This window comes from Streptomyces sp. NPDC107522, from assembly GCF_055657525.1.
This window is the reverse complement of the sequence record NZ_JBVKAU010000003.1, coordinates 281,868-298,709: the sequence shown is the minus strand read 5'-3', so window position 1 is coordinate 298,709 and position 16,842 is coordinate 281,868. Positions and strand designations below refer to the sequence as shown.

Genomic DNA, 16,842 nt, shown 5'->3' with positions numbered 1-16,842 from the left:
TCCCCTCAAGGGAGATCGGGGGTGTACTCGTGCGCATCGGACTGATTGCGGAGGGTGGCTATCCGTATGTGAGCGGTGACGCCGGGCTCTGGTGCGACCGGCTCGTGCGCGGGCTCGGACAGCACGAGTTCGACATCTATGCGCTCAGCCGCAGCGAGCGCCAGGAGAACGCGGGGTGGGTCCCGCTGCCGGCGCAGGTCAGCCGGGTGCGCACGGCGCCGTTGTGGACGGCGGAGGACGACGGGGTCGGCTACGGGCGCCGCGCACGCCGACGGTTCGCCGAGTGCTACGGCGAGCTCGTGACCGTGCTGTGCGCGGGCGGCCCCATGGACGCCCCCGGGATTCCCCAGGACGCGTCGGCCACTGAGGCGGACCGTTTCGGCAACGCGCTGTACGGGCTCGCCGAACTCGCCCGCGACGAGGGCGGGCTGGTGGGAGCGCTCCGATCCGAGGCCGCCGTACGCACCCTCGAGCGCGCCTGCCGGGCGCGGGGCGCACTGGGCCCGGCGCGGGAGGCGCGCGTACCCGATCTGCTGGCCGTCGCCGCGCATCTGGAACGCGCCCTGCGCCCCCTCTCGCTCGACTGGTACGAGGACGACGGTCTGGGCTCGGTCGACCTGTGCCACGCCGCCTCCGGGGGCCCCGCGGCCCTGCCCGGCCTGCTCGCCCGCCACTTCTGCGGCGTGCCGCTGCTGCTGACCGAGTACGGGGTCCGGCTGCGCACGCACTACCTGGCCGCCCCCGAGTCCTCGCCCGCCGTACGCTCCCTGCTCGCCGCCTTCCACGGCAGGCTCGCCGCCGAGACCTACACCCGGGCCGCCCTCATCACCCCCGGCAACGGCCACGCCCGCCGCTGGCAGGAGCGCTGCGGCGCCGACCGCGGGAAACTCCGCACCGTCTACCCCGGCATGGACGCATCCCGCTTCGCGGAGGTGGGCGAGGGCCCGGAGTGCGCGGACCCGGACACGCTCGTCTGGGTCGGCCGGGTCGAACCGGCGAAGGACCTGGTGTCGTTGCTGCACGCCTTCGCCGAGGTCCGCAAGGAGGAGCCGAAGACGCGCCTGCGGATCGTCGGCGCGCCCTCGGGCGCCGAGGGCGCCGCCTATCTCGGCCACTGCAAGACGCTGGCCGCGCAGCTCTTCCCCGACGAGGCCGAAGGCCCGCACACGGTCGGCGTCAACCCCGTCTCCTTCGAGGAGATCGGCGGCCCGGAGGTCCCGACCCTCGCCGACGCTTACGCCTCGGGCGCCGTGACCGTCCTGTCCAGCGTCGTGGAGGGCTTCCCGATCGGACTGGTCGAGGCCATGCTCTGCGGCCGGGCGACGGTGTCCACGGACGTCGGCGCGGTGGTGGAGGTCATCGGCGGCACCGGTCTCGTCGTGCCGCCGCGCAACCCACGGGCGCTCGCGGAGGCCTGTGTGGCGCTGTTGCGCGACCCCGAGCGCCGTGCGCGCCTGGGCGCGGCCGCACGCGCGCGTGCGCTCGAACTGTTCACCGTCGAGCAGAACGTCGCAGCATTTCACGGCATTTACCTGGAGATCGTCTCGCGCACCCCGGTCCGCCGAGTCGTCCTCGACGAGGCCGGAGCCCCCCTGCCGTTCGCCGTCCCCGCCGAAGCCCATGTCCCCGGTCGCTGGACCGAGCGCGGTGCACGCCTGGTGGCCCGCGGTGGCCCTGTGCGCCCGACGGGAGCCCCCGTACGCGCCACCACGGCGCCCGCGACCGAGGCGGCACGATGAGCGGCCCAGGAGGGCTGGACCTCCCCGGCGCCCCCACCAGCCCCGGGGCCTGGGACGAGCGGTCGGAGGAGTGGCTCGTGACGGAGACGCCCGTACGGGGGAACGGACCTGACGCCCGCGAGCACGGAGCCGACGCCCGCGAAGACGTAGCCGACACCCCATCCACGACCACGGAGCAATCAACCGCCGCACGCACGACCGGCCCCCGGCCGACCCCCACCCGCCGTACCGGCGCCGACCCCGTGAAGGCGCTGATGCACCGTCACCGCGACCTGTGCGAACGCGCGGTGGACCCCCTGGAGATCGCCGCCGGCCTGGAGGCCCACGGCGTCACCGACCGCACAGCGGCACGCTTCCTGCACCGGGACGTCTTCTCCCTCGCGGAGGAGATGTACGCCCGAATGCCCCGCGACGGAGAAGCGCGCCCCAGCTCCCCACCCCTCACCACCCCCCGCGCACGAGCCGGCTGGATCCTCCTCACCCTCCTCCCCGGAGCCCTCTGCACGGCGGCCGTGATCGCCCTGCATCACACCCACGGCCGGTCCCGCCTGATCGTGGCCGTCGCAGGAGCCCTCGCGGTGGCCCTTGCCGTGCGCGCCGCCCTGGCCCGAGGGCCGCTCGCCACCACGTTCCGCACGAACCCGACCGCCACCCGGACCTGCTGGCTCATCGCCTACGCCCTCCTCGGCGACGGACTCCTCCGCGCTGCCGCCAGTGGGGGGCCGGACACCTTCCCCACCGGCGCCGCGGAGGGCCCCTGGCCCCTGACCGCCGCCCCCGTCCTGGCCCTCACCCTCTCCTGCGCCCCCGCGGCCTGGTGCGCCCACTTCCTCGCCGTGCGGGCCCGCCGCAAAGTGTCGGCCAGCAGGGCCCTGGCCGAGTTCGCCACGTCCGCAAAGCCCCTGCTCCTGGGCACCTTCACGCTCTACCTCGGCGCCCTGGCTGCCCTCCTGGCCCTGACCACCACCGCCCTGGACGAGCCCGCCGCCTATCCCCAGACCCTCACCCTGGGCGCCCTCTTGTTCCTCTCGCGCCTTCTCACCACCCACGGCCCCACTCAGGCCCCCGCCCTCGTCCTCACGGCCACAGCCTCAGCCGAGGTGACGGCCCTGACCACCCTCTTCGCAGCCCGCCTCCCCGACTGTGCGTGGCTGGCAACCCCCGTCCAGGCCCTGATCGACACATGGGGCCCGGCCGCCGTGCCGACCATCGCCTGCGGCGCGGGCGCATTGACCCTCCTGCTGCACGCGTCGCGCACGCTCACGAGGGCGTCGGCACACGCAGGGCGGGATCAGCCGTGGTGACACGACAGCAACCCGCGCGGTGCCGCCCCGATCCACAACGCGTCGGGAGGCGCCACGCGCACGCCCCCTCACCGGCACAGACCGCCGCAGGCATACGTGCCCACGAACCGGATGAAGCGCTCCTGTCCGAATCCCCCTCTCCCCTGAAGTCGTTTAAGGAGACCTCCAAATGATCACCTCCCGACCCGACCGCCCCTCGGCCCCGGGAGCCGCCCGATGAGAGTCCTGCTGATCGGAGCCAACGGCTACCTCGGCCGCTTCGTGGCCGACCGCCTCCTCGCCGACCCCGCAGTCCAACTCACGGCACTGGGCCGCGGCGACGACGCCGACGTCCGCTTCGACCTCGCGTCCGGCAGCCCCGGTGCCCTCACCCGCTTCCTCGACGCGGTCCACCCCGGCGTCGTCATCAACTGCGCCGGCGCCACCCGGGGCGGCGCCCGCGAACTCACCCGCCACAACACCGTCGCCGTCGCCACCGTCTGCGAGGCCCTGCGCCGCAGCGGCTGCGGCGCCCGCCTCGTCCAGATCGGCTGCGGCGCCGAGTACGGCCCGAGCCAGCCAGGCTCCTCCACGGCCGAGGACGCCGTCCCCCGCCCCGGCGGCCCGTACGGCGTCAGCAAGCTCGCCGCCACCGAACTGGTCCTCGGCTCCGGCCTGGACGCCGTGGTCCTGAGGGTCTTCTCACCCGCAGGCCCCGGCACCCCCGCCGGCTCGCCCCTAGGCCGCCTCGCCGAGGCCATGCGCCGCGCCATGCAGTCCGGCGACGGCGAACTCAAACTCACCGGCCTCGGCGCCCAGCGCGACTTCGTCGACGTCCGCGACGTGGCCCGCGCCGTGCACGCCGCCTCACTCTCCGCGGCGCAGGGCGTCATCAACATCGGCTCCGGCCGCGCCGTCCGCCTCCGTGACGCCGCCGCGGTCCTCGCCCGCGTGGCCGGATACGGCGGCGCCCTCCACGAACTCGACGGCCCGCCCGGCCCGTTGCGCTCCACCATCGGCCACCCCCGCGCCGACTCGGACCACATGGCCCACCCGGGACACGCTGCCCCCGTCATGTACCCGTACCCGGACGGCTGCGGCAGCTGGCAGCAGGCCGACGTGCGCACCGCACGCGACCGGCTCGGCTGGCGCCCCCGGATCAACCTCGAAGAGTCCCTCGGTGACATCTGGATGGAGGCGGCATGCCGTATCTGACCGGCACCACACCGACCACATCGAGCACAGACCTTCGCACCGGCCTCGGCATCCCCGGCTACGCACACCCCCTTCTCGCACCCACCGAGTGGGGCGAACTCACCCGCCCCGGCACCCCCGTGCACTGGGTCGCCCTGAACGTCGCCAACGGCCCCGGGACCCGCCCCGACCCGCACTGCCTCCAGGCCGCCGAACGACTCCGCGCCGCGGGAGTCCGCATCCTCGGCCACCTCGCCACCGCCCGCCTCGGCACGGCCCATTTCGGCACGGCCCACGGCGCGCGTGCCTTCGGCGAGGTGATCTCCGAGGCGCACCGGTACCTCGACTGGTACCGGGTCGACGGCTTCCTCCTGGACGGCTGCCCGACCGACCGCGCCGCGCTGCCCGAGATCCGCCGCACGGTCGGCGCGCTCCGCGCGCTGCGTGACAAGGCCCACATCGTCCTCGGCCACGGCACCCACCCGCACCCCGGCTACGCCGAGTGCGGCGATCAACTGGTCACCTTCCGGGGCCCGTGGAGCGACTACCGCTGGTCGCAGGTGGCGGAGTGGACGGCCGACTACCCGCCCGACCGCTTCTGCCACTTCGTCCACGGAGTGCCCCTCGGCCACCTCGACGAGGCACTGCGCATCGCCCGCTGGCAGGGCGCAGCGACGATCTGGTTCACCGATCGCACGGGCCACGGCCGCACCGACCCGTGGGAGACCATGCCCGGCTACTGGGACGAAATCGTCTCGCGGATCGGAACAGGTGTCTCGGAATGAAAAAGCCCATGGCAGTGTTACGGGGAGAACAACTGTAGTGATCGACCGACCAACGGAGTCCCCGTGTCGTTGCCACCCCTGGTCGAGCCGGCCCCCGAGCTCACCGTAGACGAGGTTCGCAGGTACTCCCGCCACCTGATCATCCCCGATGTCGGGATGGACGGGCAGAAGCGGCTGAAGAACGCCAAGGTGCTGTGTGTGGGCGCCGGTGGCCTGGGCTCGCCGGCGCTGATGTACCTGGCCGCGGCGGGCGTCGGCACGCTCGGCATCGTGGAGTTCGACGAGGTCGACGAGTCCAACCTGCAGCGCCAGATCATCCACAGCCAGTCCGACATCGGCCGCTCCAAGGCCGAGTCCGCCCGCGACAGCGTCAAGGGCATCAACCCGTACGTGAACGTGATCCTTCACGAGGAGCGGCTCGAGGCCGACAACGTGATGGACATCTTCAGCCAGTACGACCTGATCGTCGACGGCACGGACAACTTCGCGACCCGCTACCTGGTCAACGACGCCTGCGTGCTGCTGAACAAGCCGTACGTGTGGGGCTCGATCTACCGCTTCGACGGCCAGGCCTCCGTCTTCTGGTCCGAGCACGGCCCCTGCTACCGCTGCCTCTACCCGGAGCCCCCGCCCCCCGGCATGGTCCCCTCCTGCGCCGAGGGCGGCGTGCTCGGCGTGCTGTGCGCGTCCATCGGTTCCATCCAGGTCAACGAGGCCATCAAGCTCCTCGCGGGCATCGGTGAGCCGCTGGTCGGCCGCCTGATGATCTACGACGCCCTGGAGATGCAGTACCGCCAGGTCAAGGTCCGCAAGGACCCGAACTGCGCGGTCTGCGGCGAGAACCCGACCGTCACCGAGCTCATCGACTACGAGGCCTTCTGCGGCGTCGTGTCCGAGGAGGCCCAGGAGGCGGCCGCCGGCGCGACGATCACTCCCAAGCAGCTCAAGGAGTGGATCGACGACGGCGAGAACATCGAGATCATCGACGTCCGCGAGATCAACGAGTACGAGATCGTCTCGATCCCCGGCGCCAAGCTGATCCCGAAGAACGAGTTCCTCATGGGCGCGGCCCTGGAGACCCTCCCGCAGGACAAGAAGATCGTCTTGCACTGCAAGACGGGTGTCCGCAGTGCGGAAGTCCTCGCGGTACTGAAGTCCGCCGGCTTCGCCGACGCCGTGCACGTCGGCGGCGGCGTGATCGGCTGGGTCAACCAGATCGAGCCGCACAAGCCGGTGTACTGACCCGACCTGCTCCGCGCGGCGGGGGCTTCGGGTGCCACGGGTGCCCGGAGCCCCCGCCGTCGTCATGAGCAGACCTTGCCGGCCTTCGGCACCGTGCCCTGCAGCAGATACGCGTTCACCGTGGAGTCGACGCAGTCGCTCCCCTTTCCGTACGCGGTGTGGCCCTCGCCCTTCCAGGTGAGCATCACGCCGACGCCCTTGCCCAGTTCGTCCGCCATCCTCCGGGTGCCCTCGTACGGCGTCGCCGGGTCGCCGGTGTTGCCGACCAGCAGGATCGGTGCCGCACCCGGCGCGCTCACCTCCGGGGTGTCGTACTGACCGGCCACCGGCCAGTCGTGGCACCAGCCGGCCGTGTCCCAGCCCAGCATGCGGCCGAACACGGGCGAGACCTTCTCGAACCGCGGCAGCTGCTTCTTCGCCTCCCCGGCCGTCGGCCGCTGCTTGTCGTCCAGGCACGATATGACCCGTTGCGAGTGGTTTCCCGTGGCGTAGTGCCCCGAGGCATCGCGGTCGTTGTACTGGTCGGCGAGGGCCAGGAGCCCCGAGCCGTCTCCCTTCTCCGCCGCCGCCAGGGCGCTGGTCAGCGTCGGCCAGCTCGCCTCGCTGTAGAGCGGCAGGATGAGGCCGGTGAGCGCGAGTGTCTCCGTGAGCTTGCGCCCGGAGGACGTCGGCAGCGGACTCGCATCGATCCGCTTCAGCAGGTCCACGATCTTCCGCGAGCCCTCTTCGGCGCCCTGGCCGGTGGACTTCAGGTAGTTGTTCAGCGCGCGCTGGAAGCCCCTGGCCTGGTTCTCGGCGTGCCCCGCCGAGTCGGCGCTCGGGTCGGAGACGGCGTCCAGGACCACTCGCCCCACGTTCTTGGGGAACAAGTGGGCGTACACACCGCCCAGTTCGGTGCCGTAGGAGATGCCGAAGTAGTGCATCTTCGTGTCGCCGAGGACCTGGCGCATCAGGTCCATGTCGCGGGCGGTGTCGGTGGTCGACACATGCGCCATCAGCGTGCCCGCGGACTTCTGGCAGCCCTTGCCGAAGGTGGCGGCGTCCCGGAAGTACGCCGTCTCCTCGGCCGGGGTGTCCGGCGTGATGTCCAAGGACTCGGAGGCCTCGATCTCCTTGTCGCTGCGGCAGCGGACGCCCTCACTGGCGCCCACCCCGCGCGGGTCCCAGCTCACCAGGTCGTACCGCTCGCCCAGCTCGGACGCGTTGGAGGCGTACCACGGCAGCGTGGACAGCCCCGAGCTGCCGGGGCCGCCGAAGTTGAACAGGAGCGAGCCGATGCGGTCGTCGCCAGTGGCCTTGGCGCGGATCAGCGCGAGGTCGATCGTCTTGCCCCCTGGTTTCGTCCAGTCCAGCGGCGCCTTGAGCGTCGCGCACTGCCACTCGTCGCCCGGCGCGGAGGAGTCCCCGGTGGCCTTGCAGCGTCCCCAGTCGAGCTTCTGCGAGGTCAGCGAGGACGGCAGCGGCGTCGCCGAGTCGGCGGACGCCGTCGGTGCACTCGGCCTGCCCGTCTCCCCACCGGCCTTGTCGCCGTCGGACGAGCCGCCGCTGCAGCCCGCCGCCAGCACCGCGGCGGCGGCCGTCAGGGCCGTCCACCGTACGAAACGCGCCATGTCACTTCCCCCCTCGCAAGCCGTCCGCGCTGTGCCGCGGATGGCGGTCAGGCCATAGTAGGCAGATCACGAAAAGACCGTGACGGCCTGTGGATAACTCTCTGACCTGCTGCTTTACCGGGTTCAGGGGTGGTCTCAGCCGCAGACGGTGCCTGCCGCCGGCAGCTTCCCGTCCAGCAGATAGGCGTTCACCGCGTCCTGCACGCACCTGTTCTTGCTGTTGTAGGCCCCGTGTCCCTGTCCCTTGTACGTCAGCTCGACACCCACCCCCTTGCCCAGCGCCTCCACCATCCTCCGTGCGCCCTCGTACGGCGTAGCCGGGTCGCCCGTGTTGCCCACGACGAGGATGGGCGCCGAGCCGGGCGCGCTGACATCGGGGTGGTCGGCGGCACCGGCCACGGGCCAGTCGGTGCAGCTGAGCAGGGACCAGGCGAACGAGTCGCCGAACAGGTTCGAGGCGGACCGGAATTCGGGCAGCTTCTGCTCCACGTATGCGGGGGTGTACCGCGGTTTCTCGTCGGCGCAGTTGATCGAGACGTTGGCGGCGGTGATGTTGCTGTACTCGCCGTTCTCGCTGCGCCCGTTCAACGAGTCGGACAGCCGCATCAGAGTCTGGCCCTGACCGCCGTACGCCTCCTCGAGACCCTGGGTGAGGAACGGCCAGAACTCCTGCGAGTACAGCGCCTGAGCGATGCCGTTGGTCGCGGCGCTCTGGGTCAGCTGACGCGGGAAGATGCCCTCGATCGGCTTGCTGTCGAGGTCCTTCAGCAGCTTGGCGATGCGGTCCTTGACGTCCTGGGGGGTGTCGCCGATCGGGCAGCCCTCGGTCTTGGAGGTGCAGTCCTCGGCGAAGTTGTCCAGCGCGAGCTGAAAGCCCTTGACCTGCCCGAGTGCCCCCTGTTCGGCGCTCTGCGTCGGGTCGACCACCGCGTCGAAGACGGCGCGGCCCACGTTCTTGGGGAACAAGTGGGCATAGACGCCGCCGAGTTCGGTGCCGTACGAGATGCCGAAGTAGTGCAGCTTGGCGTCGCCCAGGACCTGGCGCATCAGGTCCAGGTCGCGGGCCGCGTCGGTGGTGCCCACATGCGGCAGCATCCCGTCGGAGTTCTTCTCGCACGCCTCGTTGAACTCCTTGGTGCTGTCCACCAGTTCCGTCCGCTCGGCGGCGTCGTCCGGCGATGTGTCCTGCTGGAAGTAGGCGTCGAGCTGCTGGTCGTTCTCGCACCGTACGGGCTCGCTGCCGCCTACCCCGCGCGGGTCGAAGCTCACCAGGTCGTAGCGGGTGCGCAGCTTCTCGTAGGTCTCCCCGAAGCTGGGCAGCGCGGTGACCCCGGAGCCGCCGGGTCCCCCGAAGTTGAAGATCAGCGAGCCGATGCGCCGGTGCGCGGGGCCGTCGGACTTCACCCGGATCAGCTCGATGCCGATCGTGTCGCCCTTGGGTTCGTCCCAGTCCCGTGGCGCCTTCATCGTGGCGCACTGCCATGTGCCGCCGTCCGGCAGCGGTGACGGGCTGCCCTTGCCGCCCTGCGCCTGGGAGGGTGCCGGGCAGTCCTTCCAGTTCAGCTCCTGGGCCGTCAGGTCCTCGTCGCCGGAGTCGTCGTCGCTGCTGCAGCCCGCCAGCACGGAGGACAGCAGCAGGGCGGTGGCGGTCAGGGCAGCGGCGCGCAGCCGGGGAGGGTTCGGCATGATCCCATCCTGCGGTCGTACGGGGTGGGGCGCTCGGGGCACGGGCCGTACGAGGGACCGCGGCGCCTCACCTGTTCGGTGCCCCTACAACGTACGGCGCCCTGCGCCTCGTACGGCAGGCGCTCGCATGCGAAGTGACCTCGCGCGCGACGAGACCTCCCGGCCCTCGTACGGCACTGCCGCTAAAGCGCGCCCTTGCGTGTCAGGTGGTTGAAAGCCAGCCAGCCCGGCAGCACCGGCAGCCACAGCGTCAGCATGCGGAAGAGCAGCACCGAAGGCGCGGCGACCTCGCTGGGCAGGCCCACGGCGATCAGACCGACGGTCAGGGTCACGTCCACGGCGCCCACGCCGCCCGGAGTGGGGGCCGCCGAGCCGAGGGCATTGCCCGCGAGGAAGACCACGGCCACGCTGGCGAGGCTGATCGACGTCCCCTGGCTGCCGAAGGCCCGGATCGACGCGTCCAGGCACATCACGAAGCATGCGGTCAGCAGCAGCATGCCGCCGATGCCGGTGACCAGTTTCTGCGGCCGCTGCAGCACGTCCAGCATGCGCGGCACGACACCCGCGAACAGCGACCTCACGCGCGTGACGACGAATTTCCGCAGGAACGGCACCGACGTCACCACGAGCACCAGGACCGCCACCGTCAGCAGACCCGCGATGACCGTCCGGGACGGCGACAGCGACGGGGTCTTCTCGGTGCCGGTCAGATAGCCGAAGGCCAGCAGCATCAGGATGTGGCAGCCCAGCCCGAACAGCTGCGACGCGCCGACGCTCGCCACCGCGAGCCCCGGCCGCACTCCCGCGCGCTGCAGGAAGCGCGTGTTCAGGGCGACGCCACCGACCGCTGCCGGCGCGACGATCTTCACGAACGACCCGGCGACCTGCGCCGCCACCGTCCGCCGGAACGGCACCCGCTCGGGCACGAACCCCAGCAGCGCCATCGCGGCCGCGAGGTAGCTGGCCGCCGAGAACAGCACGGCCGCCGCCACCCAGCCCCACTGGGCGTTGGCGATCAGCGGGCCGAACTCGATGTGGGTGAGCTGCGTCAGCAGGAAGTACGCGGCGATGGCACCGGCGATGAAGCTGATCAGCGTGCGCGGCCGCACGCGTTCCAGCCTGGCAGGCTCGACCGGCGCCTGAGGCCTGATCCGCAGCACCTCGTGGCGGATCTGCGTGAGCAGGTCCTCCTCGCGTGCCTCCTCCAGGGCCTCGTCGATGGCCCGCTTCTCGGCCCGAGCCTGGGCCCGTACGGTCTTCTTGTCCGGCTTGTCGAGCGCGGGCCCGGCGTCGCCGGTGGCCTCCTCGTTGCGGGCGTGTTTGGCGTGCCGGGACGCCTCCAGCACCGCCTCGCGCTCGCGCTGGGCACGCTCCCGGGCGAGTCTGCGCAGCGTCGCGCGCGTGGAGCGGCTCAGCGCGATGGGCTGCAGCATCGGCAGACAGTCGGCCACGGCGTCGGGGCCGAGCACGCTCACCGCCGAGGCCACCGCGCGCTCGGCGCCCACCCGGAGCCCGAGGGTCACCAGCAGCTGGGAGATGTCCATCCGCAGCAGCAGACTGTTCGCCGCGATCTCGCCGATGCGCAGGTCGGTGATGATCACCTTGCCGGAACGATCCACCAGAATCGCGTCACCCACCAGCCTGCGGTGCGCGATGCGCCGGGACTGCAACGCCTTGACCTGGCGCCATGTGCCGTGCAGCAGATCGTCCGTGATCTCCTCGTCCGACAGGGAGTCCAGCGTGTGTCCGCCGGTGTGCTCGTAGACGAGCATCACGGCGTCCGGGCCGAGCTCGGAGGTCGCGATCAGCTTGGGCGCGTTGGCACCGGCCGCGATGGCCGCGTAGGCGAGCAGCGCCTCCTGCTCCAGGGCCTGGCGCAGCGACTGCAGGCTGCTGCGGGTGGCGAAGCCGCGCAGCGTGAGATTGCGCCACGCGCGATAGAAGAAGCCCTGCGCCTGCTGCTCACGGTCGACCACCGTCACATCCAGCGGCGGGCCGTCCTCCAGGGTGACGAAGTAGCGCCGGCCGCGGTCGGTGGTGGTCTCCTGGGTGTCGGAGACCTCCTCGCGGGCCGCGCTCACCGGGCGGAAGCCGACGTGCCTCAGGCCTGCCATCAGGGTCCGTCCGGTGGGACGGACGTTGGGCGAGCCGACCGCGTACAGCGTGCCGTAGGCGACGGCCCAGCCGATCAGCAGCGTCAGGAGGATCGAGAACGGCGTGGTGTAGCCGGTGACCAGCATGGAGAAGGCGTAGAGGACCAGGACCGCCCACAGGACCGCACGCCAGCGTGGTCGGCGGGACATGCCGACGGCCGTCATGTACGCGATGACCGGGGCGAGATAGCCGTGTACCGGGTCGGTGAGGGAGCCCACGTCGCCGGGCGAGGGCTGGGTCAGAGCGTCCCGGATGGACTCCGGGGCGGCCCGCGCGACCCAGAGGTCTGTGGCGAGTGTCACCCCGTGCGCGAGGACGGCCGCGAGGACGCCGTCGGCGATGCGCAGCCCGTCCCGCTTGATCAGCCGTTCGATCGCGAAGGCGACGGGCACCAGGAGGATCGCGATGCTGGACACCAGCCCGGCCATCTTGCTGAACACGTCGGGCGCCTGCCCGGTGCCCTTGTTGATGTCCTGCTCGAGACCCGAGGTGGTGCCGTGCGCGAACGCGGCGATCGCGAGCAGCAGGGCGATGCCCAGCACGCCCACCAGGAGCCGCATCAGGTCGGACGGACGGTGCACGCGCGCGGGGAGCAGCGGTTCGTCGCCCTCGACCTCGTCGACGTGCGCCTCTTCGAGGCCGTACGCCGCCTTCCCCTCGACGGCCTTGCGGCCGGCGTCGCCCGTGTCGGTGCCGTTCCCGGCCTCGCCCTTCTTGCCGCCGTCGCTCTCGCCGTGGTCCTTCTTGCCGGCGTTCGCGGTGCCGGGGCGCGACGAAGCGTCAGAGGTGCTCTCCGCGTCCTCCGGGTGCACACCCTGCTGCTTCATCGTCTCTTCTTGATCTCGTATCACCAGTCACCGCCCGCACGATGGTGGCATGCCCCACCGACACACGGGGGCATCAGGGTGCAAATGCGGGGGCGCACAGTCTGCCCGAAGCGCTGCCACGGGGCGAGGGATACGCACGGTGGCGAGCGCGTCACATTGTCGGTGCTGTGGGGCAGGATGGGCCGGATGAGCGAGGAGAGCCTTCCGGACGACGCCCGCCCGGAGTACGACGACGCCCGTCCGGAGTACACGGATGCGCTGCCGGAGTACGCCGAGCGGGTCCTCGAGGTCGCCGAACTGATCCCTCCGGGGCGTGTCATGACGTACGGGGACGTCGCGGAGTGGCTGGAGGAGGGTGGGCCCCGTCAGGTCGGCCGTGCGATGGCCCTCTACGGGGGAGCCGTTCCGTGGTGGCGGGTGGTCCGCGCGGACGGGGTCCTGCTGCCCGGTCACGAGCTGAGAGCTCTGGAGCACTACCGCGCGGAGGGCACGCCCCTGAAGGAGGCGAGCAAGGCCGCCGAGGGCCACCTGCCGCGCCTCGACATGAAGAGGGCGCGGTGGGACGGCGGTGAACGCGCACAGGGTCACACCTGACAGCTTCCGCCATTCGACGGCCCTCGGTGTGACCTGTGATCCGTACGGGGGAAACGGGGCACGTCCGTGGCATGACGTACGTTCGTGAGGTGAGGGACCCACGTGGCAGGAGTGCCCGGAGGGATGAATCGGAAGCCCTGCTTCCGCGCCATCCGTCGGCGTAGCGTCGGCTGCACGTGTCGCCCTCACCCCGCCGTCACCGCCCTCCACGCGTGAGGGGCGGCCCACCCGTCACCCGACCACCACCCCCCAACGACGGCGCTCCGCGCCGGCTGTGACCACTTGCACACCCACCAGGACCGGCGAACCACGTGAGCTCCTCTTCCTCCACCAGGCGCCTGTCGCACCCCCCGGTGCGACAGGGGGCCCGTGGCGCTTACCGGTTGGTGCGTACCCCTGTTGTGCAGGTGGCTCCCCCTCGTCTGGACGCCGCACAGCGCGTCGTGGTTGACCACGAGACCGGTCCGTTGCTCGTCCTCGCAGGTCCGGGCACCGGCAAGACCACCACGCTCGTCGAGTCGGTGGCGGCCCGGATCGCCCGCGGCGGGGACCCCGAGCGCATCCTGGTGCTGACGTTCAGCCGCAAGGCCGCGGTGGAGCTGCGCGACCGGATGGCGCTGCGCATGGGGGCGGCACGCGCGCCCCAGGCGACCACGTTCCACTCGTTCTGCTACGCCCTGGTCCGTGCCCACCAGGACAGCGACCTGTTCGTGGAGCCGCTGCGGCTGCTGTCCGGCCCCGAGCAGGACGTGACCGTACGGGAACTGCTGGCGGGCCAGCCGGACCTGGAACGGCTCGGTCTCGCCCATGTGCGCTGGCCGGACGAACTGCGCGCCTGCCTGACCACCCGCGGCTTCGCCGACGAGGTCCGCGCGGTCCTCGCCCGCAGCCGTGAGCTGGGCCTCGGGCCGGACGCCCTGGACGCCTTCGCGCGCCGCATCGGCCGCCCCGACTGGCGCGCCGCGGCCGCCTTCCTTGCCGAGTACCTCGACGTGCTCGACATGCAGGGCGTGCTCGACTACGCCGAACTGGTCCACCGCGCGGTACTCCTCGCCCGCCGCCCGGAGGCCGCCGAGCGGCTCGCCGCGCAGTACGACGCCGTGTACGTCGACGAGTACCAGGACACCGACCCCGCCCAGGTACGGCTGCTGCACGCCCTGGCGGGCGGTGGCCGCACCCTGGTCGCCTTCGGGGACCCCGACCAGTCGATCTACGCGTTCCGGGGCGCTGACGTGAACGGCATCCTGGAGTTCCCGCAGGCCTTCCCGCGCGCGGACGGCCGCCCGGCGCCCGTCGAGGTCCTGCGCACCTCCCGCCGCTCCGGCGCCGCCCTCCTGGCCGCGACCCGGCTGCTGACGCAGCGCATGCCGCTGACCCGGCTCCCGGCGGAGAAGGTGCGCGCCCATCGAGAGCTCGCCCCGGCCCGCGAGGGCGGCCGCGTCGAGGTCTTCACGTACCCGACGCCCGGCACCGAGTTGGACAACATCGCCGACATCCTGCGCAGGGCACACCTGGAGGACGGCGTGCCCTGGGGTGACATGGCCGTCCTGGTGCGCGCCGGGTCGCGCACGATCCCGACGGTGCGCCGTGCGCTCACGGCCGCCGGGGTGCCCCTCGACATCGACGGCGACGATCTGCCGCTCAGGCACGAGCCCGCGGTGGCGCCCCTGCTGACGGCGCTGCGTGCGGTGGCTGCGGCGGAGGCGGCCGACGGGGGCCAACGGCGTGAGCGCGACGGTGACGTCGTACGCCCGCAGGAGGCCGACGTACAACCGCGGCAGGGCGACTCTGCCGACGACAACTTGACGGACGAACCCGCCACCTGCTGGCTCGACACCGAGACCGCCCTCACCCTGCTCACCTCCCCCCTCGCCGGCATGGATGCCGCCGACCTGCGGCGCCTCGGACGTGCCCTGCGCGACGAGGAGCGGGCGGCGGGCAACCCCTTGCCGCCGCCCTCGGACGAACTGCTCGCGCGGGCGCTGGCCGAGCCGGAGCGGCTGGCGGTGCACGACCCCACGTACGCGCGTGGCGCCCAGCGCCTGGGCGCGCTGCTCCGCAAGGCCCGTGAGCGCCTCGCCGGCGGCGGTACGGCCGAGGAGGCGCTGTGGGACCTGTGGGAGGGCACGCCGTGGCCCGCGCGCCTGGAGCGGACCGCCCGCCGCGGCGGCGCGGCCGGCCGCAACGCCGACCGCGACCTGGACGCCGTGTGCGCCCTCTTCGCGACCGCGGCCCGCGCGGAGGAGCGCACCGGCGGCCGGGGCGCCCTGAACTTCCTGGAGGAGATCGAGGCCGAGGACATCGCCGCCGACACCCTCACGCGGCGTGCCGTACGCCCCGACGCCGTACGCCTGATGACCGCGCACCGCTCCAAGGGCCTCGAATGGCGCCTGGTCGTCGTCGCGGGCGTCCAGGAGGGCCTGTGGCCGGACCTGCGCCGCCGCGGCTCGCTCCTGGAGGCCGACCGCATCGGCCGCGACGGACTCGCCGAACCGCTCACCCCGGGCGCGCTGCTGGCGGAGGAACGCCGCCTGTTCTACGTCGCCGCCACGCGCGCGCGTGAACGCCTCGTCGTCACGGCCGTGAAGGCCGCGGCCGACGACGGCGACCAGCCCTCCCGATTCCTGACCGAACTCGGCGTCGAACCGAAGGACGTCACGGGCCGACCGCGCCGCCCGCTGTCCGTCGCCGCACTCGTCGCCGAACTCCGGGCGACGACCGTCGACCCGCGAGCGTCGGACGCGCTCAGGGAGGCCGCCGCCCGCCGGCTGGCCCGCCTCGCCGCGCTCGCCGACGAGGACGGCCGCCCGCTGGTGCCGTCCGCTCACCCCTACCGCTGGTGGGGCATGTTCGAGCCGACCGAGTCCAAGGTGCCGCTGCGCAACCGCGACCAGCCCGTCGTGCTCTCCGGGAGCGCCCTCGACCAGCTCGCCAACACCTGTGCCCTGCAGTGGTTCCTGGGCCGCGAGGTGAAGGCCGACGCGCCTGCGACCGCCGCCCAGGGCTTCGGCAACGTGGTGCACGTCCTCGCCGACGAGGTCGCCTCCGGACACACCCCGGCCGACCTCGCCGTCCTCATGGAGCGCCTCGACTCCGTGTGGAACGCGCTCGCCTTCGACGCACCGTGGAAGTCCGCGCAGGAGAAGGACAACGCGCGCGTGGCGCTCGAACGCTTCCTGAAGTGGCACGTGATGGACCGTGCGGGGCGTACGCCGGTGGCGAGCGAGCACGACTTCGACGTGACCCTGGAGGCCGGCGACTTCGAGGTGCGCATTCGCGGCCAGATGGACCGCGTCGAGGCCGACGGCGAGGGCCGCGCCTACGTCGTCGACTTCAAGACGGGCAAGCAGGCACCCAGCGCGGCCGAGGTGGCACGCCACCCGCAGCTCGCCGTCTACCAGCTGGCCGTCCGCGAAGGCGCGGTCGACGAGGCCTTCGACGGCGTACGCCCCGAGCCGGGCGGCGCCGAACTCGTCCAGCTGCGCCAGGGCGCGGCCAAGCGGGACGGCGGCGAGACGCTGCCCAAGGTGCAGGGGCAGGAGCCCCTGGAAGGCGCCGAGGGGGAGTGGGTCGGCGACCTCCTCGCCACGGCGGCGGGCAAGGTCCTCGACGAGCGGTTCACGCCCACCGCGGGTCAGCACTGCACCCACTGCGCGTTCCGGGCGTCGTGCAGCGCGCGGCCCGAGGGGCGGCACGTGGTCGAGTAGGCCGGACGCCATGGGGCCTGC

At 72.3% G+C, this 16,842-nt stretch carries 10 protein-coding genes; 7 read left to right on the top strand and 3 right to left on the bottom strand.

Going from position 1 to position 16,842, the window contains the following annotated elements; genetic code table 11:
• Positions 1-29: 29 nt before the first annotated feature.
• The 5 genes from ACZ7L6_RS11360 (at position 30) to moeZ (ending at position 6,243) form a co-directional block, all read left to right on the top strand.
• Positions 30-1,739 carry a DUF3492 domain-containing protein gene (locus ACZ7L6_RS11360; RefSeq protein ID WP_471922327.1) on the top strand — a complete coding sequence of 570 codons (1,710 nt, stop codon included), beginning with the start codon at positions 30-32 and terminating at the stop codon, positions 1,737-1,739.
• Positions 1,736-3,043: a hypothetical protein gene (locus tag ACZ7L6_RS11355; RefSeq protein ID WP_471922325.1), complete on the top strand. Its 1,308-nt coding sequence runs from the start codon at positions 1,736-1,738 to the stop codon at positions 3,041-3,043. Before ACZ7L6_RS11360 ends, ACZ7L6_RS11355 begins: the two co-directional genes overlap by 4 nt.
• A gap of 216 nt (positions 3,044-3,259) precedes the next feature.
• The gene (locus ACZ7L6_RS11350) at positions 3,260-4,237 is read left to right on the top strand and encodes an NAD-dependent epimerase/dehydratase family protein (protein WP_471922323.1); all 978 of its coding nucleotides are present in this window, start codon (positions 3,260-3,262) and stop codon (positions 4,235-4,237) included.
• Complete coding sequence (locus tag ACZ7L6_RS11345) at positions 4,225-5,001, top strand: spherulation-specific family 4 protein (protein ID WP_471922321.1); 777 nt, start codon at positions 4,225-4,227, stop codon at positions 4,999-5,001. The genes ACZ7L6_RS11350 and ACZ7L6_RS11345 overlap by 13 nt, the downstream gene beginning before the upstream one ends.
• Positions 5,002-5,064: 63 nt before the next feature.
• Positions 5,065-6,243 (top strand): adenylyltransferase/sulfurtransferase MoeZ, encoded by a 1,179-nt coding sequence (gene moeZ / locus ACZ7L6_RS11340; RefSeq protein WP_471922319.1) that lies wholly within the window; start codon positions 5,065-5,067, stop codon positions 6,241-6,243.
• Positions 6,244-6,305: 62 nt separating this feature from the next.
• Here the strand turns inward: moeZ and ACZ7L6_RS11335 are convergent, their stop codons facing one another.
• The 3 genes from ACZ7L6_RS11335 to ACZ7L6_RS11325 form a co-directional block, all read right to left on the bottom strand.
• A complete protein-coding gene (locus ACZ7L6_RS11335; RefSeq protein ID WP_471922317.1) occupies positions 6,306-7,853 on the bottom strand; it encodes an alpha/beta hydrolase in 1,548 nt (515 codons plus the stop codon).
• A 135-nt stretch (positions 7,854-7,988) separates the two neighbouring features.
• Entirely contained in the window at positions 7,989-9,539 is a 1,551-nt protein-coding gene (locus tag ACZ7L6_RS11330) for an alpha/beta fold hydrolase (protein ID WP_471922314.1), read from the bottom strand.
• A 182-nt stretch (positions 9,540-9,721) separates the two neighbouring features.
• On the bottom strand, positions 9,722-12,520 hold the full coding sequence (locus tag ACZ7L6_RS11325) for a lysylphosphatidylglycerol synthase transmembrane domain-containing protein (RefSeq protein ID WP_471922312.1): 2,799 nt from the start codon (positions 12,518-12,520) through the stop codon (positions 9,722-9,724).
• 186 nt (positions 12,521-12,706) lie between these two features.
• Here ACZ7L6_RS11325 and ACZ7L6_RS11320 point away from each other — a divergent pair, with 186 nt between their 5' ends.
• Positions 12,707-13,114 (top strand): MGMT family protein, encoded by a 408-nt coding sequence (locus tag ACZ7L6_RS11320; RefSeq protein ID WP_471922310.1) that lies wholly within the window; start codon positions 12,707-12,709, stop codon positions 13,112-13,114.
• A 311-nt stretch (positions 13,115-13,425) separates the two neighbouring features.
• Positions 13,426-16,821 carry an ATP-dependent helicase gene (locus ACZ7L6_RS11315; protein ID WP_471922308.1) on the top strand — a complete coding sequence of 1,132 codons (3,396 nt, stop codon included), beginning with the start codon at positions 13,426-13,428 and terminating at the stop codon, positions 16,819-16,821.
• The last annotated feature ends 21 nt before the right edge of the window (positions 16,822-16,842 follow it).

What these genes read in the sequence shown, in the direction of transcription:
- ACZ7L6_RS11350 (WP_471922323.1), top strand. Translation starts at nt 3,260, where the DNA reads ATGAGAGTCCTGCTGATCGGAGCCAACGGCTACCTCGGCCGCTTCGTG.
- ACZ7L6_RS11320 (WP_471922310.1), top strand. Translation starts at nt 12,707, where the DNA reads ATGAGCGAGGAGAGCCTTCCGGACGACGCCCGCCCGGAGTACGACGAC.
- ACZ7L6_RS11330 (WP_471922314.1), bottom strand. Translation starts at nt 9,539, where the DNA reads ATGCCGAACCCTCCCCGGCTGCGCGCCGCTGCCCTGACCGCCACCGCC.
- ACZ7L6_RS11355 (WP_471922325.1), top strand. Translation starts at nt 1,736, where the DNA reads ATGAGCGGCCCAGGAGGGCTGGACCTCCCCGGCGCCCCCACCAGCCCC.
- ACZ7L6_RS11345 (WP_471922321.1), top strand. Translation starts at nt 4,225, where the DNA reads ATGCCGTATCTGACCGGCACCACACCGACCACATCGAGCACAGACCTT.
- ACZ7L6_RS11325 (WP_471922312.1), bottom strand. Translation starts at nt 12,520, where the DNA reads ATGAAGCAGCAGGGTGTGCACCCGGAGGACGCGGAGAGCACCTCTGAC.
- ACZ7L6_RS11335 (WP_471922317.1), bottom strand. Translation starts at nt 7,853, where the DNA reads ATGGCGCGTTTCGTACGGTGGACGGCCCTGACGGCCGCCGCCGCGGTG.